Genomic DNA, 16,973 nt, shown 5'->3' with positions numbered 1-16,973 from the left:
TCCTAGGCTTCACACGTTTCCGACGCTGGATTGACCACTTCGTCGAAAGACGCCCGATCCAACAGTTCTTTGTCAAATTTGATATAGATGGCAGCCTCGTCGGCCACCACTACTGCATCTGTTACTCCACGTACGGCCAAAACGCGATCGGCAAGGCCTGTGTCGCGTTGAGCCTCGGGCGACAACGGCAAGCGAAGGCTGGTTACGTAGGGAGGTTCGCGCATGGTAACAGCAAACGTTAGCCAGAGGGCGGCCAGCCCGGCGCCTCCCAGGAACACCACATCCAGTCCGCCGTGCTGGAAAAGCCACCCACCGAGGATGCCCCCCGCTGCCGAACCCAGGAACTGACTGGTGGAATAAATCCCCATCGCCGTGCCCTTCCCGCCCGCCGGAGACACTTTGCTGATCAGCGACGGCAGCGACGCTTCGAGCAAATTGAATGCGGTGAAAAAGACCACGGTACCGATGACCAGTGCTCGCAGCGTGTTGCCGAACTCCCAGAAGAATAGCTCAGTGAGCATCAGCACCAGTACGGCGCCGAGTAACACGCGCTTCATCTGACGCTTCTTTTCGCCGTAGATGATGAAAGGGATCATCGCGAAGAACGAAATCAGCAGTGCGGTCAGATACACCCACCAGTGCTGCTCTTTGGGCAGGCCGGCTTTCTCGACCAGCGCCAGCGGCAATGCCACGAAACTGGACATCAGCATGGCGTGCAACGCGAAGATACCCAGGTCCAGACGCAACAGGTCAGGATGACGAAACGTCGCGCCCAATGCCTGTCGCGCCAGACCGGACTCCCGGTGCTGCAGGGTTACCGTGGACTTGGGCACGACGAAGGCGACGATTGCCACGCCCACCAGCGCCATCGCGCCGGTCGCCAGAAACAGGCCGGACAATCCGAAAGCACTGGTGAGAATGGGGCCGACCACCATCGCAACCGCGAAGGACACACCAATGGTCATGCCGATCATCGCCATGGCTTTGGTGCGATGCTGCTCGCGGGTCAGATCGGACAGCAACGCCATGACCGCAGCGGAGATAGCGCCCGCGCCTTGCAGAACCCGACCGGCGATCACGCCCCAGATCGAGGTCGACTGAGCGGCCAGCACGCTGCCGAGCGCAAACACGATCAGTCCCAGATAAATGACGGGACGACGGCCGATGCGATCAGAAATAATGCCAAACGGAATCTGCAGCACCGCTTGTGTCAGGCCGTAAGCGCCGATCGCCAGACCGATGAGTGCCGGGCTGGCGCCCGCAAGGTCCATCCCGTAAGTGGCGAGGACGGGCAGCACCATGAACATGCCAAGCATACGGAAGGCGAACACCAGCGCCAGACCGCCCGCGGCGCGGGTTTCGCTGCCGCTCATGCGCTCGCTGTGAGAATCGTGCATGAAGGAACCTCGTATGAACCGGCGGCGATTCTACCAGTCCCATCGTTTAGAGCACATACGACGGTTTGCCGCGCATCGCAGGAATTTTCTTTTTTCCAGGTGAGGCGGCGCGATCCTCAATAGTGTGTATCCATCCAGTATTTCCCCGTATACTTCCACGTTTTACACGCCCGCCGTGCGAGGCCAGCTTTGGACAAGATCTTGATTCGTGGGGCTCGAACCCACAACCTGAAGAACATCGACCTGACCCTTCCACGCGACAAGCTGATCGTCATCACCGGATTGTCCGGCTCGGGAAAATCGTCCCTTGCGTTCGATACGCTCTACGCCGAGGGCCAGCGCCGCTACGTCGAGTCGCTGTCCGCCTACGCGCGTCAGTTCCTGTCGATGATGGAGAAGCCGGACGTCGACACGATCGAAGGCCTGTCGCCGGCCATTTCCATCGAGCAGAAGTCCACGTCCCATAACCCGCGCTCGACCGTGGGCACCATCACCGAGATCTACGACTACCTGCGTCTGCTGTATGCGCGTGTGGGGCAGCCGCGTTGCCCGGATCACGACATTCCTCTGGAGGCGCAAACCGTCAGCCAGATGGTCGACCTGGTCCTGGCCCAGCCGGAAGGCGCCAAACTGATGCTGCTTGCCCCCGTGGTACGGGAGCGCAAAGGCGAGCATTTGGCCGTCTTCGAAGAGCTTCGCGCTCAGGGTTTCGTCCGCGCTCGGGTGAACGGTCGGCTGTGCGAGCTGGACGAACTTCCCAAGCTCGATAAACAGAAGAAGCACTCGATCGATGTCGTCGTTGACCGCTTCAAGGTGCGCTCGGACTTGCAACAGCGCTTGGCTGAGTCCTTCGAGACCGCGCTGAAGCTGGCCGACGGCATCGCGCTGGTTGCGCCGATGGACGACGAGCCCGGCGAAGAGATCATTTTCTCCGCGCGATTCGCTTGCCCAATCTGTGGCCATGCGATCAGCGAGCTTGAGCCAAAGCTGTTTTCGTTCAACAACCCCGCCGGCGCATGCCCAACCTGCGACGGGCTGGGCGTGAAACAATTTTTCGACACCAAGCGCCTTGTCAATGGCGAGCTCACGCTGGCGGAAGGCGCGATTCGTGGCTGGGACCGGCGAAACGTCTATTACTTCCAGATGCTCGGCTCGTTGGCGAAGCATTACGGCTTCAGCCTGGAGGTGCCGTTCAAGGAACTGCCGGCCGATTTGCAGAAGGTCCTGCTGGGCGGCAGCGGTAAGGACAGCGTTGATTTCCGTTACCTGAACGACCGCGGCGACATCGTCAAACGTGCGCACCCGTTCGAAGGCATTGTCCCGAATCTTGAGCGCCGGTACCGGGAAACCGAATCGACAACGGTTCGCGAGGAGCTGGCGAAGTTTCTCAGTACCCAACCCTGCCCCGAATGTCGTGGCACGCGGTTGCGCCGAGAGGCCCGTCATGTGTGGGTTGGCGAGAAGACACTTCCCGCCGTCACCAACATGCCGATTGGCGACGCAACCAATTATTTTGGTGAGCTGAAGCTCACGGGGCGACGCGGCGAAATCGCTGACAAAATTCTCAAGGAAATTCGCGAGCGTCTGCAGTTCCTCGTCAACGTCGGGCTCGACTATCTGACACTGGACCGCAGCGCCGATACGCTCTCCGGCGGTGAGGCTCAGCGGATTCGTCTGGCCAGCCAGATCGGTGCAGGCCTGGTCGGCGTGATGTACATCCTCGACGAGCCTTCAATCGGCTTGCACCAGCGCGATAACGATCGGCTGCTGGACACGTTGCGGCACCTGCGAGACATCGGCAACACGGTGATTGTGGTGGAGCACGACGAGGACGCCATCCGACTGGCCGACTACGTGGTCGACATCGGGCCGGGCGCAGGCGTGCATGGCGGCAAGATTGTCGCGGAGGGCACACCACAGGAGGTGATGGATCATCCGGACTCGCTGACCGGTAAATACCTGTCGGGCCGGGTGAAGATCGCGGTCCCTGCCAAGCGGACGCCTCGCAATAAAAAGCTCTCGCTCAAACTCAAAGGCGCGCGTGGCAATAACCTGCGCAACGTCGATCTGGAAATTCCAATCGGCTTGCTGACCTGCGTGACCGGTGTATCGGGATCGGGCAAATCTACGCTGATCAACAACACGCTGTTCCCTCTCAGCGCTACTGCGCTCAATGGCGCAACGACGCTTGAGGCTTCGGCACACGACAGCATTGACGGCCTGCAGCATCTGGATAAAGTCGTTGATATTGACCAGAGCCCAATCGGGCGTACCCCACGGTCAAATCCTGCGACCTATACCGGGCTCTTCACGCCAATCCGTGAGCTATTCGCCGGCGTGCCTGAGTCAAGGTCTCGTGGCTACGGCCCTGGCCGATTCTCTTTCAACGTCAAGGGTGGTCGCTGCGAAGCGTGCCAGGGCGACGGCTTGATCAAGGTTGAGATGCATTTCCTGCCTGACATCTACGTTCCTTGCGATGTGTGCAAGAGCAAGCGATACAACCGTGAGACGCTCGAGGTTAAGTACAAGGGCAAAAACGTCCACGAGGTCCTGGAAATGACGATCGAGGAAGCGCGGACATTCTTCGACGCCGTGCCTGCCCTTGCCCGGAAGCTGCAGACGTTGATGGATGTGGGGCTGTCCTATATCAAACTGGGCCAGTCAGCGACCACGCTTTCTGGTGGTGAAGCGCAGCGGGTGAAGCTGTCGCGCGAGCTGTCCAAGCGTGACACCGGCAAGACCCTGTACATCCTCGACGAGCCCACCACCGGCCTGCACTTCGCGGATATTCAGCAATTGCTGGATGTTTTGCATCGACTTCGCGACCACGGCAACACGGTCGTTGTGATCGAGCACAACCTGGATGTGATCAAGACCGCCGATTGGCTGGTCGACCTGGGCCCTGAAGGGGGTTCGAAAGGCGGACAGATCATCGCGACCGGTACGCCAGAGCAGGTGGCGGACATGAAACAGTCTTACACTGGCCACTATCTGAAGCCGCTTCTGGAGCGCGATCGCGCCTGATTGCATGGGCTTAACAAAAAGCCCTTGTCGCAATATGCGGCAAGGGCTTTTTTTGTAGTGGCGGTTCGAGCAATCAGAACTGCGACTGAAGATAGTTTTCGAGGCCGATGGACTTGATCAGGCCTAATTGCTTCTCAAGCCAATAGGTATGGTCTTCTTCGGTGTCGGCGAGTTGAATGCGGAGGATGTCGCGGCTGACGTAGTCTCTGTGCTGCTCACAGAGCGCAATACCTTTGCACAGTGCGGCTCGCACCTTGTATTCCAGGCGAAGATCGCTGGCGAGCATCTCCGGTACAGTAGTGCCCACATCCAGATCGTCAGGACGCATACGCGGAGTGCCTTCGAGCATCAGAATCCGGCGCATCAACGCATCTGCGTGTTGAGCCTCTTCTTCCATCTCGTGATTGATACGTTCGTACAGCTTGCTAAAACCCCAATCTTCGTACATCCGCGAGTGAACGAAATACTGGTCGCGCGCAGCCAGTTCGCCAGTCAACAGCGTGTTGAGGTAATCAATTACATCCGGGTGGCCTTGCATCGCCGTCCATCTCCACGTGAAAGGCGTTAGTTTGAACCAACCAGACTGGTTGGTCACCCTACGGCATAGCAAATAAACATAGAAATCCGGCGAAATTCGGACATTTGGTACCGAAAAGACGGGTAAATGAGGAGGGTTCCGTTTATCACTTAGAATCACCCCGAATTACGCTGAGCCTAGCGCTCCGGGAGGCTTTGGCGCGGACAACAAAAAACCGGGCACTAGGCCCGGTTCTTTGTATTGACTGATGTCTTATTCAGCGGCTTCTACAGAGCCACCGACAGGACGATCAACCAGTTCGACGTACGCCATAGGCGCGTTGTCGCCAGCGCGGAAGCCGCACTTGAGGATGCGCAGGTAGCCACCCTCACGAGTTGCATAACGCTTGCCCAGATCGTTAAACAGTTTGCCGACCATTTCTTTCGAACGGGTACGGTCAAATGCCAGACGACGGTTAGCAACGCTGTCAATCTTGGCCAAGGTGATCAGCGGCTCAGCAACGCGACGCAGTTCTTTGGCTTTCGGCAGGGTAGTTTTGATCAGCTCGTGCTCGAACAGCGACACCGCCATGTTTTGGAACATGGCCTTACGGTGAGAGCTGGTACGGCTCAGGTGACGTCCACTTTTACGATGACGCATGGTTCATTCCTTACCAAACAGTACGTTCGGTGATTACGACGATCAGGCAGTCGCCTTGTCGTCCTTCTTAAGACTTGCAGGCGGCCAGTTGTCGAGGCGCATGCCGAGGGAGAGACCACGAGAAGCCAGAACGTCCTTGATCTCGGTCAAGGATTTCTTGCCCAGGTTCGGAGTCTTCAACAGTTCTACTTCGGTGCGCTGAATCAGGTCGCCGATGTAGTAAATGTTCTCCGCCTTAAGGCAGTTGGCCGAACGTACGGTCAGTTCCAAATCGTCAACCGGACGAAGCAGGATCGGATCGATCTCGTCTTCCTGTTCGACTACAACGGGTTCGCTGTCACCTTTGAGGTCGACGAACGCAGCCAACTGCTGTTGCAGAATGGTTGCTGCACGACGGATAGCCTCTTCAGGATCCAGAGTACCGTTGGTTTCCAGATCGATAACCAGCTTGTCCAGGTTGGTACGTTGCTCGACACGGGCGTTTTCCACCACGTATGCAATGCGACGAACCGGGCTGAACGAAGAGTCGAGCTGCAAGCGACCAATGCTGCGGCTTTCGTCTTCATCGCTCTGACGCGAGTCTGCTGGTTCATAACCGCGACCACGAGCTACAACGAGCTTCATGTTCAGGGCGCCGTTAGACGCCAGGTTAGCGATTACGTGATCGGGGTTAACGATCTCGACATCATGATCCAGCTGAATATCGGCAGCGGTAACCACCCCCGAACCCTTCTTCGACAAGGTCAGCGTAACTTCGTCTCGACCGTGCAGCTTGATAGCCAGACCTTTCAGGTTCAACAGGATTTCAATGACATCTTCCTGTACACCTTCGATTGCGCTGTACTCATGGAGTACACCATCAATCTCGGCCTCGACTACTGCACAGCCGGGCATGGAGGACAACAAGATGCGGCGCAGCGCGTTGCCCAGGGTATGGCCGAAACCACGCTCGAGAGGCTCGAGAGTGATTTTGGCGCGGGTCGGACTGACAACCTGCACATCAATGTGGCGGGGTGTCAGGAACTCATTTACCGAAATCTGCATGGATGCACCTATTTTCTAGCCCTTACTTGGAGTAGAGCTCGACAATCAGGCTTTCGTTGATGTCGGCGGACAGATCACTGCGAGCTGGGACGCTTTTGAAGACGCCAGACTTTTTCTCAGTGTCTACTTCTACCCATTCTACGCGGCCACGTTGGGCACACAGATCGAGAGCCTGGACAATACGCAGCTGGTTCTTCGCTTTTTCGCGAATTGCCACTACGTCACCAGCACGGACCTGGTAGGACGGAACGTTAACGGTTTTGCCGTTTACGCTGACCGACTTGTGCGATACCAGCTGACGCGATTCGGCACGAGTCGAACCAAAGCCCATGCGGTATACAACGTTGTCCAGACGGCATTCGAGCAGTTGCAGCAGGTTCTCACCAGTTGCGCCTTTCTTGCCGGCAGCTTCTTTGTAGTAACCGCTGAACTGACGCTCGAGAACGCCATAAATACGACGGACTTTCTGCTTTTCACGCAGTTGGGTGCCGTAGTCGGACTGGCGACCGCGGCGTTGGCCGTGGATACCAGGTGCTGCTTCGATGTTGCACTTCGATTCGATCGCGCGCACGCCGCTCTTCAGAAAGAGATCGGTGCCTTCGCGACGAGCGAGTTTGCATTTTGGACCAATGTAACGAGCCATTCTTTACAATCTCCTGGATTACACGCGGCGCTTCTTCGGCGGACGGCACCCGTTGTGCGGGATTGGCGTCACGTCGGTGATGCTGGCGATCTTGTAGCCGCAGCCGTTCAAAGCACGGACAGCAGATTCACGACCTGGACCTGGACCTTTGACGTTGACGTCGAGGTTTTTCAGGCCGTATTCCAGCGCAGCTTGACCAGCACGTTCGGCAGCTACTTGAGCAGCAAACGGCGTGGACTTGCGGGAACCGCGGAAACCCGAACCACCGGAGGTTGCCCAGGACAGAGCGTTACCTTGACGGTCGGTGATGGTCACGATTGTGTTGTTAAAAGATGCATGGATGTGGGCGATGCCATCAACCACTGTCTTTTTAACTTTTTTACGAGGACGAGCAGCAGGTTTTGCCATGATTTAATTCCTGTCGATTCGCTGGGGCGATTACTTGCGGATCGGCTTACGCGGACCTTTACGGGTACGCGCGTTAGTCTTGGTACGCTGACCGCGTACTGGAAGACCACGACGATGACGCAGACCGCGATAGCAACCGAGGTCCATCAAGCGCTTGATTTTCATGTTGATTTCGCGACGCAGATCACCTTCAGTGGTGAACTTCGCGACTTCGCCACGCAGCTGTTCAATCTGCTCGTCGCTCAGATCTTTGATCTTTACCGCCGGGTTAACCCCGGTAGTAGCACAGATTTTGTGTGCAGTTGTGCGACCAACACCATAGATGTAGGTCAGCGAGATAACAGTATGCTTGTTATCTGGAATGTTAACGCCTGCAATACGGGCCATTCAGTGGGACTCCAATTGACAGCTACCTACGCCCCGGAAGCCAAGAAATAGGGCGCGAGATAATATCGCTGTAATAACAAATAATCAACCCAGCAGCGCACTAGCTGCTGGGCTTTTAGCACAGATCACATTTAGCCTTGGCGCTGCTTGTGACGTGGTTCCGCGCTGCAAATTACTCGAACAACACCTTCGCGGCGAATAATCTTGCAGTTGCGGCACAGCTTTTTCACCGATGCACGAACTTTCATCACCAACTCCTCGAACCTTATGGGTGCTTCAGCGCAGCATGCCGCTGCCGTAGCCCTTCAGGTTGGCTTTCTTCATCAGGGATTCATACTGGTGCGAAACGAGGTGCGATTGCACTTGGGACATGAAGTCCATCACAACCACGACCACGATCAGCAACGAGGTCCCGCCAAGGTAAAACGGCACGTTTGCAGCGACCACGAGAAACTGTGGAAGCAAGCACACGGCCATCATATAGAGAGCACCGAACATGGTCAGACGAGTCAGAACGCCATCAATATAGCGCGCAGACTGCTCACCAGGACGAATGCCCGGAATAAAGGCACCGGACTTCTTCAGGTTTTCCGCTACGTCTTTCGGATTGAACATCAACGCCGTATAGAAGAAGCAGAAGAAAATAATCCCTGCACTAAACAGCAGAATATTCAACGGCTGACCAGGTGCGATCGACTGCGAGATGTCCTGCAACCAGCCCATACCTTCAGACTGACCGAACCAGGCACCCAGCGAAGCCGGAAACAGCAAGATGCTGCTAGCGAAGATGGCAGGAATAACGCCCGCCATGTTCACTTTCAACGGCAAGTGGCTCGTCTGCGCAGCGAAGACCTTGCGGCCCTGCTGACGTTTGGCGTAGTGAACAGCAATACGACGCTGACCACGCTCGATGAACACCACGAAACCGATGATCGCTACTGCCAGCAAACCGATGGCGACCAAGGCGAAGATATTGATATCACCCTGACGTGCAGACTCGAAAGACTGCCCGATCGCTCTCGGAAGACCGGCGACGATACCCGAAAAAATCAACATCGAGATACCGTTGCCAACACCTCGCTCAGTGATCTGCTCGCCCAGCCACATCATGAACAGCGCACCAGCAACAAAGGTGGTGACTGCAACGAAGTGGAAGCCGATATCTGCTGAGAACGCAACGCCCTGACCGGCCAAACCAATGGACATGCCAATAGCTTGAACCAGAGCCAGGACGACGGTGCCATAGCGGGTGTACTGGCTGATCTTACGACGACCAGCCTCACCTTCCTTCTTCAACTGCTCCAGCTGCGGGCTGACCGCGGTCATGAGCTGCATGATGATCGATGCCGAGATATACGGCATGATCCCCAGTGCAAAAATGCTCATGCGCTCCAGCGCACCACCTGAAAACATGTTGAACAAGCTAAGAATGGTCCCCTCATTCTGTCGAAACAGGTCCGCCAGACGGTCAGGGTTGATACCCGGAACTGGGATATGCGCACCGATCCGATAGACGATAATCGCCAGGAACAGGAAACGCAGACGAGCCCAGAGTTCGGACAACCCGCCGCTTTTGCCTAGCGCTGAGAGAGCACCTTGCTTAGCCATTTATTCCTCGAACTTGCCGCCAGCTGCTTCGATAGCCGCACGCGCACCTTTGGTGGCTGCGATACCTTTGAGGGTGACTGCGCGAGTAACCTCACCGGACAGCATGATTTTCACACGCTGTACGTTTTGGTTGATCACGTTGGCATCCTTCAGGGACTGCACAGTGACGACGCCTTCTACTTTAGCCAGCTCGGAGGTGCGAACTTCAGCACGATCCATAGCTTTCAAAGAGACGAAGCCGAACTTGGGCAGACGACGATGCAACGGCTGTTGGCCGCCTTCGAAGCCCGGAGCAATGGTGCCACCGGAGCGGGAGGTCTGACCTTTGTGGCCACGGCCACCGGTCTTGCCCAAACCACTACCGATACCACGGCCCGGACGATGCTTTTCGCGACGGGAACCCGGCGCTGGACTCAGATCATTGAGTTTCATCGATTAACCCTCGACTCGCAGCATGTAGTAAGCCTTGTTGATCATCCCACGGTTTTCCGGGGTATCAACGACTTCTACAGTGTGACCGATGCGACGCAGACCCAAACCCTTAACGCACAATTTGTGGTTAGGGATGCGGCCGGTCATGCTTTTGATCAGCGTTACTTTAACGGTAGCCATGATCAGAAGATCTCCTGGACGTTCAGGCCGCGTTTAGCAGCGATGGACTCAGGGGACTGCATGGTCTTCAAACCCTTGAACGTTGCGTGAACAACGTTGACCGGGTTAGTCGAACCGTAGCACTTGGCCAGAACGTTGTGGACGCCAGCAACTTCGAGAACGGCGCGCATTGCGCCGCCAGCGATGATGCCAGTACCTTCCGACGCAGGCTGCATGTAGACCTTCGAAGCCCCATGAGCGGACTTAATAGCGTACTGCAGCGTGGTACCGTTCAGATCGACCTGGATCATGTTGCGGCGAGCAGCTTCCATTGCCTTCTGGATCGCAGCAGGCACTTCACGTGACTTGCCACGGCCGAAGCCAACACGCCCTTTACCATCACCAACCACGGTCAACGCGGTGAAAGTGAAGATACGGCCGCCTTTAACGGTTTTTGCTACGCGATTAACTTGTACCAGCTTCTCGATGTAGCCTTCGTCGCGTTTTTGGTCGTTATTTGACATAACTTAGAACTCCAGCCCGCCTTCACGAGCAGCATCAGCCAGCGCCTTAACGCGACCGTGGTACTTGAAGCCAGAACGATCAAAAGCCACTTGCGATACACCGGCGGCTTTCGCACGCTCAGCGATCAGCTGGCCAACTTTAGTGGCCGCGTCGATGTTGCCAGTGGCGCCATCACGCAGTTCTTTGTCCAAAGTCGAGGCGTTTGCCAGGACTTTGCTGCCGTCGGCCGAGATGACCTGGGCATAAATGTGCTGCGAAGAGCGGTACACGCAGAGACGCACGACTTCGAGTTCGTGCATTTTCAGGCGTGCTTTGCGAGCGCGACGCAGTCGGGTAACTTTTTTGACGGTCATTTGCTATGCCCTACTTCTTCTTGGCTTCTTTACGACGGACGACTTCGTCCGCGTAACGCACGCCTTTGCCTTTGTACGGCTCTGGACGGCGGAAGTCGCGGATCTCAGCGGCCACTTGACCAACCAACTGCTTGTCGATACCGCGAATAACGATATCGGTTTGGTTGGGAGTCTCAGCGGTGATGCCTTCCGGCAATTCGTAGTCCACTGGGTGCGAGAAGCCAAGGGCCAGGTTCAGTACCGTGCCTTTTGCTTGCGCTTTGTAACCAACACCGACCAGCTGGAGCTTGCGCTCGAAGCCTTGGCTTACGCCTTGGACCATGTTGTTTACCAACGCACGAGTGGTACCGGCCATTGCGCGAGTTTGTTGATCGCCGTTGCGAGCAGCAAAACGCAGCTCACCGGACTCTTCAACAATTTCAACGGACGAATGAATGTTCAGGTCTAGAGTGCCCTTGGCACCCTTCACCGAAAGCTGCTGGCCGACGAGCTTGACTTCGACGCCTGCTGGCAACTTAACGGGGTTCTTAGCTACGCGTGACATGCTTATCCCCCCTTAGAACACAGTGCAAAGCACTTCGCCGCCGACACCGGCAGCGCGCGCAGCACGATCCGTCATCACACCTTTGTTGGTGGAGACGATAGACACACCGAGGCCGCCACGAACTTTTGGCAACTCATCGACGGACTTGTACTGACGCAGGCCTGGACGGCTAACGCGCTTCACTTCCTCGATGACCGGACGGCCTTCGAAGTACTTCAGCTCGATGGATAGCAACGGCTTTGTTTCGCTGCTGATCTGATAACCCGCAATGTAACCTTCGTCCTTCAAGACTTTGGCTACAGCCACCTTCAACGTGGAGGATGGCATGCTTACGACGGGCTTTTCAGCCATCTGGGCATTACGGATACGAGTTAGCATGTCCGCTAACGGGTCCTGCATACTCATGGGCTAGACGCTCCTGATACAAAAAAAATGAGCCTTACGGCTACAACCTGTCGCCTTAAAATTCCGGGCACGTGCGAGCACGGGCTCTGGCGAGCCGGCAATTCTAGGCGCACCCCAGAAATGAATCAAGCCCCAAAAGGGGCTTGATTCAAATTCAGGCTCTACGCCCATCGGTTCGACGTGAACACAATGGGCGTACTGCGTGAATAACTGCTTACCAGCTGGCTTTAACCAGACCTGGTACGTCGCCACGCATTGCTGCTTGACGCAGCATGTTACGGCCGAGGCCGAACTTGCGGTACACGCCGTGCGGACGACCTGTCAGGCGGCAACGATTACGCATGCGCGAGGCACTTGCATCACGTGGCTGCTTCTGCAGTGCGACCGTAGCTTCCCAACGTGCTTCTGGACTTGCGTTCAGATCCACGATGATCGCTTTCAGCGCAGCACGCTTGGTAGCGTACTTGGCAACGGTGAGCTGACGCTTCAGCTCACGGTTTTTCATGCTCTTCTTGGCCATGGTCCTACTCCAATCAGTTGCGGAACGGGAACTTGAAAGCACGCAGCAATGCGCGACCTTCTTCGTCCGTACGAGCAGTGGTGGTCAGGGTAATGTCCAGACCGCGCAGGGCATCGATCTTGTCGTAGTCGATTTCCGGGAAAATGATCTGCTCTTTAACGCCCATGCTGTAGTTACCACGTCCATCGAAGGACTTGGCATTCAGGCCGCGGAAGTCGCGGACCCGAGGCAGGGAGATCGACAGCAGACGATCCAGGAATTCATACATACGCTCACGGCGCAGAGTCACTTTGACGCCGATCGGCCAACCTTCACGGACTTTAAAGCCAGCGATAGATTTGCGAGCGTAGGTCACGACGACTTTTTGGCCGGTGATTTTTTCCAGATCTGCAACAGCGTGCTCGATGACTTTTTTGTCGCCGATCGCTTCGCCCAGACCCATGTTCAGGGTGATCTTGGTAACGCGTGGAACTTCCATCACGTTCGAAAGCTTAAGTTCTTCCTTAAGCTTCGGTGCGATTTCTTTCCAGTAAATCTCTTTTAGTCGTGCCATGGTCTTCTACCTAGCAGTGTTCAAGCATCAACCGCTTTTTGGGTCGACTTGAAGACACGAATTTTCTTGCCGTCTTCAACTTTGAAACCAACGCGGTCAGCCTTGTTGGTTGCGCCGTTGAAAATGGCGACGTTAGAAGCGTGCAATGGCGCTTCTTTCTCGACGATACCGCCCTGTACGCCCGACATCGGGTTTGGCTTGGTATGACGCTTCACCAGGTTGATCCCACCAACGACCAAGCGGTCGTCAGCGAGAACCTTGAGCACCTTACCGCGCTTACCTTTGTCTTTGCCGGCGATCACGATGATCTCGTCGTCACGACGAATCTTTTGCATGTCGGATCTCCTTACAGCACTTCTGGGGCGAGCGAGACGATCTTCATGAACTTCTCAGTACGAAGTTCACGGGTCACTGGCCCAAAGATACGGGTGCCGATCGGCTCTTGCTTGTTGTTCAACAGAACAGCAGCGTTGCCATCAAAGCGGATGATGGAGCCGTCTGCGCGACGAACACCATGGCGAGTGCGGACTACTACTGCAGTCATCACTTGGCCTTTTTTCACCTTACCGCGCGGAATTGCTTCCTTGACGGTAACTTTGATGATGTCACCGATACCAGCGTAACGACGATGAGAGCCACCAAGCACCTTGATGCACATAACGCGGCGTGCGCCGCTGTTATCGGCCACATCGAGCATGGATTGAGTCTGAATCATATAATTTCTCCGACCCCTAGCCCTTAGACTTCCACAGCGCGTTCGAGAACATCAACCAGTGCCCAGGACTTAGTCTTGGCCATCGGACGAGTTTCACGAATAGTGACCTTGTCGCCGATGTGGCACTGATTGGTTTCGTCGTGCGCGTGCAGCTTAGTCGAACGCTTAACGTATTTACCGTAGATTGGGTGCTTGACGCGACGCTCGATCAGTACGGTGATGGTCTTGTCCATCTTGTCGCTGACGACACGGCCAGTCAGCGTACGGACGGTTTTTTCGGCTTCAGCCATGATTACTTACCTGCCTGCTGGTTGAGCACAGTCTTCACGCGAGCGATGTCACGCTTAACTTGCGAGAGCAGGTGAGACTGCCCCAACTGGCCAGTTGCTTTCTGCATGCGCAGATTGAACTGGTCGCGCAGCAAGCCGAGCAGTTGCTCGTTCAGTTGCTGTGCTGATTTTTCACGAAGTTCATTCGCTTTCATCACATCACCGTCCGCTTAACAAAGGAGGTGGCGAGCGGCAGCTTTGCAGCAGCCAGGGCGAAAGCCTCACGCGCCAACTCTTCGGAAACACCCTCGATTTCATACAGGACTTTGCCTGGCTGAATCTGGGCAACCCAGTACTCCACGTTACCCTTACCTTTACCCATCCGAACTTCGAGTGGCTTTTTGGTGACAGGCTTGTCCGGGAATACACGGATCCAGATCTTGCCGCCACGTTTAACGTGACGGGTCAGTGCACGACGCGCTGACTCGATCTGACGAGCGGTGAGACGACCACGAGCAACAGACTTCAGCGCGAACTCGCCGAAGCTGACTTTGCTACCGCGCAATGCCAGACCACGGTTGTGGCCGGTCATCTGCTTGCGGAACTTCGTACGCTTAGGTTGCAACATTTGGCGTACCCCTTACTTAGCAGCTTTTTTACGAGGCGCTGGTGCTTGCGGTTTCAGCTCTTCTTGGCGACCACCAATTACTTCGCCTTTGAAGATCCAAACCTTTACACCGATCACACCGTAAGTGGTGTGAGCTTCGTAGTTGGCATAGTCGATGTCGGCACGCAGGGTGTGCAATGGCACACGACCTTCGCGATACCATTCAGTACGTGCAATTTCAGCACCGCCGAGACGACCGCTCACTTGGATTTTGATGCCTTTGGCACCAATGCGCATGGCGTTCTGCACTGCACGCTTCATAGCGCGACGGAACATTACGCGACGCTCCAGCTGCTGAGCTACGCTCTGCGCAACCAGCATACCGTCGAGCTCCGGCTTACGGATCTCTTCGATATTGATGTGCACAGGCACACCCATTTGCTTGGTCAGGTCCTGACGCAGCTTCTCAACATCCTCACCTTTCTTCCCGATAACGATACCTGGACGAGCGGTGTGGATGGTGATGCGTGCAGTCTGCGCCGGACGATGGATATCGATACGGCTTACGGACGCGCTTTTTAGTTTGTCTTGGAGATACTCTCGCACCTTCAGATCAGCGAACAAATAGTCCGCATAAGTCCGACCGTCTGCGTACCAGACGGAGGTGTGCTCCTTGACGATTCCCAGGCGAATGCCAATGGGATGTACTTTCTGACCCATCTCTTCGACTCCGTTACTTGTCAGCAACCTTGACAGTGATATGGCAAGACCGCTTGACGATGCGATCAGCACGGCCTTTGGCACGTGGCATGATGCGCTTCAGCGAACGCCCTTCGTTGACGAAAACGGTGGAGACCTTGAGGTCATCAACGTCTGCGCCTTCGTTATGCTCGGCGTTGGCTACGGCCGACTCCAGCACTTTCTTCATGATCTCGGCGGCTTTCTTACTGCTGAAAGCCAACAGGTTGAGCGCTTCGCCCACCTTCTTCCCGCGGATCTGGTCGGCGACCAAGCGGGCTTTCTGGGCGGAGATTCGAGCGCCCGACAACTTAGCGGCTACTTCCATCGTTCCTTACCCCTTAACGCTTGGCTTTCTTGTCTGCCACGTGCCCACGATAAGTGCGGGTACCGGCAAACTCGCCTAGTTTGTGGCCGACCATGTCTTCGTTCACGAGAACAGGAACATGCTGACGACCGTTATGCACAGCAATGGTCAAACCGACCATTTGTGGCAGGATCATAGAACGACGCGACCAGGTCTTAACTGGTTTGCGATCGTTCTTTTCCGCCGCCACTTCGATCTTCTTCAGTAGGTGAAGATCAATAAAAGGACCTTTTTTCAGAGAACGTGGCACTGTCGTATCCCTCTATTTACTTGCGACGACGGACGATCATTTTGTCGGTACGCTTATTACCACGAGTCTTCGCGCCCTTAGTCGGGAAGCCCCACGGCGATACCGGATGACGACCACCAGAGGTACGACCTTCACCACCACCATGTGGGTGGTCAACCGGGTTCATGGCAACACCACGAACGGTTGGGCGAACGCCACGCCAGCGTTTGGCACCAGCTTTACCCAGCGAACGCAGGCTGTGCTCGGAGTTCGAGACCTCACCCAGAGTCGCACGGCATTCAGCCAGAACTTTACGCATCTCACCGGAGCGAAGACGCAGAGTCACGTAGACACCTTCACGAGCGATCAGCTGTGCAGACGCACCAGCAGAACGGGCGATCTGAGCACCTTTACCCGGCTTCAGTTCGATGCCGTGAACGGTAGAACCCACTGGGATGTTGCGCAGCTGCAGAGCGTTGCCTGGCTTGATTGGAGCCAAAGCGCCCGCGATCAGCTGGTCGCCAGCACTCACGCCTTTAGGCGCGATGATGTAACGACGCTCGCCGTCTGCGTACAGCAGCAGTGCGATGTGAGCAGTACGGTTTGGATCGTATTCAATACGCTCGACGGTGGCAGCAATGCCATCCTTGTCGTTGCGACGGAAATCGACCAGACGATAATGCTGCTTATGACCACCACCGATGTGACGAGTAGTGATGCGGCCATTGTTGTTACGACCACCAGTCTTCGATTTTTTCTCGAGCAGCGGTGCGTGAGGAGCGCCTTTATGCAGCTCCTGGTTGACCACCTTGACCACAAAACGGCGGCCAGGGGAAGTCGGTTTGCATTTAACGATTGCCATGATGCAC

At 56.0% G+C, this 16,973-nt stretch carries 27 protein-coding genes; 1 reads left to right on the top strand and 26 read right to left on the bottom strand.

Going from position 1 to position 16,973, the window contains the following annotated elements; genetic code table 11:
• Positions 1-2 precede the first annotated feature (2 nt).
• Complete coding sequence (locus IFT47_RS26050) at positions 3-1,397, bottom strand: MFS transporter (protein ID WP_192174978.1); 1,395 nt, start codon at positions 1,395-1,397, stop codon at positions 3-5.
• A gap of 189 nt (positions 1,398-1,586) precedes the next feature.
• On the opposite strand from IFT47_RS26050, the gene uvrA reads away from it, so the two are divergent.
• Positions 1,587-4,421 carry an excinuclease ABC subunit UvrA gene (gene uvrA / locus IFT47_RS26045; RefSeq protein WP_192174977.1) on the top strand — a complete coding sequence of 945 codons (2,835 nt, stop codon included), beginning with the start codon at positions 1,587-1,589 and terminating at the stop codon, positions 4,419-4,421.
• A gap of 73 nt (positions 4,422-4,494) precedes the next feature.
• Here uvrA and bfr read toward each other — a convergent pair whose 3' ends face one another.
• The 25 genes from bfr to rplB form a co-directional block, all read right to left on the bottom strand.
• Positions 4,495-4,959 (bottom strand): bacterioferritin, encoded by a 465-nt coding sequence (gene bfr, locus IFT47_RS26040; RefSeq protein ID WP_122623962.1) that lies wholly within the window; start codon positions 4,957-4,959, stop codon positions 4,495-4,497.
• Between the two features lie 252 nt (positions 4,960-5,211).
• Entirely contained in the window at positions 5,212-5,598 is a 387-nt protein-coding gene (gene rplQ / locus IFT47_RS26035) for a 50S ribosomal protein L17 (protein ID WP_074891753.1), read from the bottom strand.
• Positions 5,599-5,640: 42 nt separating this feature from the next.
• Positions 5,641-6,642: a DNA-directed RNA polymerase subunit alpha gene (locus tag IFT47_RS26030; RefSeq protein WP_007970428.1), complete on the bottom strand. Its 1,002-nt coding sequence runs from the start codon at positions 6,640-6,642 to the stop codon at positions 5,641-5,643.
• Between the two features lie 22 nt (positions 6,643-6,664).
• A complete protein-coding gene (rpsD, locus tag IFT47_RS26025) occupies positions 6,665-7,285 on the bottom strand; it encodes a 30S ribosomal protein S4 (RefSeq protein ID WP_037017742.1) in 621 nt (206 codons plus the stop codon).
• An 18-nt stretch (positions 7,286-7,303) separates the two neighbouring features.
• Entirely contained in the window at positions 7,304-7,693 is a 390-nt protein-coding gene (gene rpsK / locus IFT47_RS26020; RefSeq protein ID WP_002555466.1) for a 30S ribosomal protein S11, read from the bottom strand.
• Positions 7,694-7,723: 30 nt separating this feature from the next.
• Positions 7,724-8,080: a 30S ribosomal protein S13 gene (gene rpsM / locus IFT47_RS26015; protein WP_037017739.1), complete on the bottom strand. Its 357-nt coding sequence runs from the start codon at positions 8,078-8,080 to the stop codon at positions 7,724-7,726.
• A 131-nt stretch (positions 8,081-8,211) separates the two neighbouring features.
• Complete coding sequence (gene rpmJ, locus IFT47_RS26010; RefSeq protein WP_002555468.1) at positions 8,212-8,328, bottom strand: 50S ribosomal protein L36; 117 nt, start codon at positions 8,326-8,328, stop codon at positions 8,212-8,214.
• A 28-nt stretch (positions 8,329-8,356) separates the two neighbouring features.
• Positions 8,357-9,688, bottom strand: coding sequence for a preprotein translocase subunit SecY (secY, locus tag IFT47_RS26005; RefSeq protein ID WP_065988454.1), 1,332 nt, complete (start codon positions 9,686-9,688; stop codon positions 8,357-8,359).
• Positions 9,689-10,120, bottom strand: a complete 432-nt coding sequence (rplO, locus tag IFT47_RS26000; RefSeq protein WP_037017733.1) for a 50S ribosomal protein L15 — start codon at positions 10,118-10,120, stop codon at positions 9,689-9,691.
• A 3-nt stretch (positions 10,121-10,123) separates the two neighbouring features.
• Positions 10,124-10,300, bottom strand: a complete 177-nt coding sequence (rpmD, locus tag IFT47_RS25995; protein ID WP_028621547.1) for a 50S ribosomal protein L30 — start codon at positions 10,298-10,300, stop codon at positions 10,124-10,126.
• Between the two features lie 2 nt (positions 10,301-10,302).
• Positions 10,303-10,803 carry a 30S ribosomal protein S5 gene (gene rpsE / locus IFT47_RS25990; RefSeq protein ID WP_037017729.1) on the bottom strand — a complete coding sequence of 167 codons (501 nt, stop codon included), beginning with the start codon at positions 10,801-10,803 and terminating at the stop codon, positions 10,303-10,305.
• Positions 10,804-10,806: 3 nt separating this feature from the next.
• On the bottom strand, positions 10,807-11,157 hold the full coding sequence (gene rplR, locus IFT47_RS25985) for a 50S ribosomal protein L18 (RefSeq protein ID WP_037017727.1): 351 nt from the start codon (positions 11,155-11,157) through the stop codon (positions 10,807-10,809).
• 10 nt (positions 11,158-11,167) lie between these two features.
• Positions 11,168-11,701, bottom strand: a complete 534-nt coding sequence (gene rplF / locus IFT47_RS25980; protein ID WP_108121485.1) for a 50S ribosomal protein L6 — start codon at positions 11,699-11,701, stop codon at positions 11,168-11,170.
• A gap of 12 nt (positions 11,702-11,713) precedes the next feature.
• A complete protein-coding gene (gene rpsH / locus IFT47_RS25975) occupies positions 11,714-12,106 on the bottom strand; it encodes a 30S ribosomal protein S8 (RefSeq protein WP_037017722.1) in 393 nt (130 codons plus the stop codon).
• A 214-nt stretch (positions 12,107-12,320) separates the two neighbouring features.
• Positions 12,321-12,626 (bottom strand): 30S ribosomal protein S14, encoded by a 306-nt coding sequence (gene rpsN / locus IFT47_RS25970; protein ID WP_003186042.1) that lies wholly within the window; start codon positions 12,624-12,626, stop codon positions 12,321-12,323.
• 13 nt (positions 12,627-12,639) lie between these two features.
• Positions 12,640-13,179: a 50S ribosomal protein L5 gene (rplE, locus tag IFT47_RS25965; RefSeq protein ID WP_037017720.1), complete on the bottom strand. Its 540-nt coding sequence runs from the start codon at positions 13,177-13,179 to the stop codon at positions 12,640-12,642.
• 20 nt (positions 13,180-13,199) lie between these two features.
• Positions 13,200-13,514 (bottom strand): 50S ribosomal protein L24, encoded by a 315-nt coding sequence (rplX, locus tag IFT47_RS25960; protein WP_002555478.1) that lies wholly within the window; start codon positions 13,512-13,514, stop codon positions 13,200-13,202.
• A gap of 11 nt (positions 13,515-13,525) precedes the next feature.
• The gene (gene rplN / locus IFT47_RS25955; RefSeq protein WP_002555479.1) at positions 13,526-13,894 is read right to left on the bottom strand and encodes a 50S ribosomal protein L14; all 369 of its coding nucleotides are present in this window, start codon (positions 13,892-13,894) and stop codon (positions 13,526-13,528) included.
• A gap of 23 nt (positions 13,895-13,917) precedes the next feature.
• Positions 13,918-14,184 (bottom strand): 30S ribosomal protein S17, encoded by a 267-nt coding sequence (rpsQ, locus tag IFT47_RS25950; protein ID WP_003194644.1) that lies wholly within the window; start codon positions 14,182-14,184, stop codon positions 13,918-13,920.
• Positions 14,185-14,186: 2 nt separating this feature from the next.
• The gene (gene rpmC, locus IFT47_RS25945; protein ID WP_002555481.1) at positions 14,187-14,378 is read right to left on the bottom strand and encodes a 50S ribosomal protein L29; all 192 of its coding nucleotides are present in this window, start codon (positions 14,376-14,378) and stop codon (positions 14,187-14,189) included.
• Complete coding sequence (gene rplP, locus IFT47_RS25940) at positions 14,378-14,791, bottom strand: 50S ribosomal protein L16 (protein ID WP_003186052.1); 414 nt, start codon at positions 14,789-14,791, stop codon at positions 14,378-14,380. The genes rpmC and rplP overlap by 1 nt, the downstream gene beginning before the upstream one ends.
• 12 nt (positions 14,792-14,803) lie before the next feature.
• Positions 14,804-15,490 (bottom strand): 30S ribosomal protein S3, encoded by a 687-nt coding sequence (gene rpsC, locus IFT47_RS25935; RefSeq protein ID WP_003176422.1) that lies wholly within the window; start codon positions 15,488-15,490, stop codon positions 14,804-14,806.
• Positions 15,491-15,503: 13 nt separating this feature from the next.
• Entirely contained in the window at positions 15,504-15,836 is a 333-nt protein-coding gene (gene rplV / locus IFT47_RS25930) for a 50S ribosomal protein L22 (protein WP_003103908.1), read from the bottom strand.
• Between the two features lie 13 nt (positions 15,837-15,849).
• Positions 15,850-16,125 (bottom strand): 30S ribosomal protein S19, encoded by a 276-nt coding sequence (gene rpsS / locus IFT47_RS25925; RefSeq protein ID WP_002555486.1) that lies wholly within the window; start codon positions 16,123-16,125, stop codon positions 15,850-15,852.
• A gap of 16 nt (positions 16,126-16,141) precedes the next feature.
• A complete protein-coding gene (gene rplB, locus IFT47_RS25920) occupies positions 16,142-16,966 on the bottom strand; it encodes a 50S ribosomal protein L2 (RefSeq protein WP_003210080.1) in 825 nt (274 codons plus the stop codon).
• Between the last annotated feature and the right edge of the window lie 7 nt (positions 16,967-16,973).

The sequence above is a fragment of the Pseudomonas sp. CFBP 13711 genome (genome assembly GCF_014842265.1).
In the GTDB taxonomy this organism is placed as follows: domain Bacteria; phylum Pseudomonadota; class Gammaproteobacteria; order Pseudomonadales; family Pseudomonadaceae; genus Aquipseudomonas.
This window is presented reverse-complemented; position numbering and strand designations above follow the sequence as displayed.

What these genes read in the sequence shown, in the direction of transcription:
- rpsQ (WP_003194644.1), bottom strand. Translation starts at nt 14,184, where the DNA reads ATGGCTGAAGCCGAAAAAACCGTCCGTACGCTGACTGGCCGTGTCGTC.
- rplF (WP_108121485.1), bottom strand. Translation starts at nt 11,701, where the DNA reads ATGTCACGCGTAGCTAAGAACCCCGTTAAGTTGCCAGCAGGCGTCGAA.
- IFT47_RS26030 (WP_007970428.1), bottom strand. Translation starts at nt 6,642, where the DNA reads ATGCAGATTTCGGTAAATGAGTTCCTGACACCCCGCCACATTGATGTG.
- rpsD (WP_037017742.1), bottom strand. Translation starts at nt 7,285, where the DNA reads ATGGCTCGTTACATTGGTCCAAAATGCAAACTCGCTCGTCGCGAAGGC.
- rpmD (WP_028621547.1), bottom strand. Translation starts at nt 10,300, where the DNA reads ATGGCTACCGTTAAAGTAACGCTGATCAAAAGCATGACCGGCCGCATC.
- rpsC (WP_003176422.1), bottom strand. Translation starts at nt 15,490, where the DNA reads ATGGGTCAGAAAGTACATCCCATTGGCATTCGCCTGGGAATCGTCAAG.
- rpsN (WP_003186042.1), bottom strand. Translation starts at nt 12,626, where the DNA reads ATGGCCAAGAAGAGCATGAAAAACCGTGAGCTGAAGCGTCAGCTCACC.
- rpsK (WP_002555466.1), bottom strand. Translation starts at nt 7,693, where the DNA reads ATGGCAAAACCTGCTGCTCGTCCTCGTAAAAAAGTTAAAAAGACAGTG.
- IFT47_RS26050 (WP_192174978.1), bottom strand. Translation starts at nt 1,397, where the DNA reads ATGCACGATTCTCACAGCGAGCGCATGAGCGGCAGCGAAACCCGCGCC.
- rpsH (WP_037017722.1), bottom strand. Translation starts at nt 12,106, where the DNA reads ATGAGTATGCAGGACCCGTTAGCGGACATGCTAACTCGTATCCGTAAT.
- rpsE (WP_037017729.1), bottom strand. Translation starts at nt 10,803, where the DNA reads ATGTCAAATAACGACCAAAAACGCGACGAAGGCTACATCGAGAAGCTG.
- rpsM (WP_037017739.1), bottom strand. Translation starts at nt 8,080, where the DNA reads ATGGCCCGTATTGCAGGCGTTAACATTCCAGATAACAAGCATACTGTT.
- rplV (WP_003103908.1), bottom strand. Translation starts at nt 15,836, where the DNA reads ATGGAAGTAGCCGCTAAGTTGTCGGGCGCTCGAATCTCCGCCCAGAAA.
- rplB (WP_003210080.1), bottom strand. Translation starts at nt 16,966, where the DNA reads ATGGCAATCGTTAAATGCAAACCGACTTCCCCTGGCCGCCGTTTTGTG.
- rplN (WP_002555479.1), bottom strand. Translation starts at nt 13,894, where the DNA reads ATGATTCAGACTCAATCCATGCTCGATGTGGCCGATAACAGCGGCGCA.
- secY (WP_065988454.1), bottom strand. Translation starts at nt 9,688, where the DNA reads ATGGCTAAGCAAGGTGCTCTCTCAGCGCTAGGCAAAAGCGGCGGGTTG.
- rplX (WP_002555478.1), bottom strand. Translation starts at nt 13,514, where the DNA reads ATGCAAAAGATTCGTCGTGACGACGAGATCATCGTGATCGCCGGCAAA.
- rplR (WP_037017727.1), bottom strand. Translation starts at nt 11,157, where the DNA reads ATGACCGTCAAAAAAGTTACCCGACTGCGTCGCGCTCGCAAAGCACGC.
- rplP (WP_003186052.1), bottom strand. Translation starts at nt 14,791, where the DNA reads ATGTTGCAACCTAAGCGTACGAAGTTCCGCAAGCAGATGACCGGCCAC.
- rplE (WP_037017720.1), bottom strand. Translation starts at nt 13,179, where the DNA reads ATGGCACGACTAAAAGAGATTTACTGGAAAGAAATCGCACCGAAGCTT.
- rplO (WP_037017733.1), bottom strand. Translation starts at nt 10,120, where the DNA reads ATGAAACTCAATGATCTGAGTCCAGCGCCGGGTTCCCGTCGCGAAAAG.
- bfr (WP_122623962.1), bottom strand. Translation starts at nt 4,959, where the DNA reads ATGCAAGGCCACCCGGATGTAATTGATTACCTCAACACGCTGTTGACT.
- rplQ (WP_074891753.1), bottom strand. Translation starts at nt 5,598, where the DNA reads ATGCGTCATCGTAAAAGTGGACGTCACCTGAGCCGTACCAGCTCTCAC.
- rpmC (WP_002555481.1), bottom strand. Translation starts at nt 14,378, where the DNA reads ATGAAAGCGAATGAACTTCGTGAAAAATCAGCACAGCAACTGAACGAG.
- rpmJ (WP_002555468.1), bottom strand. Translation starts at nt 8,328, where the DNA reads ATGAAAGTTCGTGCATCGGTGAAAAAGCTGTGCCGCAACTGCAAGATT.